Annotated in this window: 1 pseudogene; it reads right to left on the bottom strand. The window is 56.1% G+C overall.

Annotation, left to right across the window (positions count from 1 at the left end):
* Nucleotides 1-30: 30 nt before the first annotated feature.
* A pseudogene (locus tag SB756_RS30310) lies at nucleotides 31-271 on the bottom strand (ABC transporter substrate-binding protein); the annotation flags it as partial.

Raw genomic sequence — 271 nt, 5'->3', positions numbered from 1 at the left:
CCACGCACCACTTTTTGACCCGCTCGCGTATTACTTCCAGGTGGCCTCGACGAAGCGCGGCAGTTCATCCGGGTACGGTGTGAAATTCAGATCGGAGGTGTAGGCGTAGTTCATCGAATAGTTGAACAGAGGCGCCCAGTAAGCCTGCTCGCTGATACGCTGCAGCGCTTTTCTGTAGTTGTCCTTGCGCACCTGCGGGTCGAGCGCGTTGTCATCCGTATGTAACCAGCCCTGAACCTGTGGATCTTTGATGTTGTCGTCCGGATTGCCC

Origin of the sequence: Pseudomonas sp. SIMBA_068 (assembly GCF_046534705.1) — a bacterium.
GTDB lineage: Bacteria > Pseudomonadota > Gammaproteobacteria > Pseudomonadales > Pseudomonadaceae > Aquipseudomonas > Aquipseudomonas putida.
This window is presented reverse-complemented; position numbering and strand designations above follow the sequence as displayed.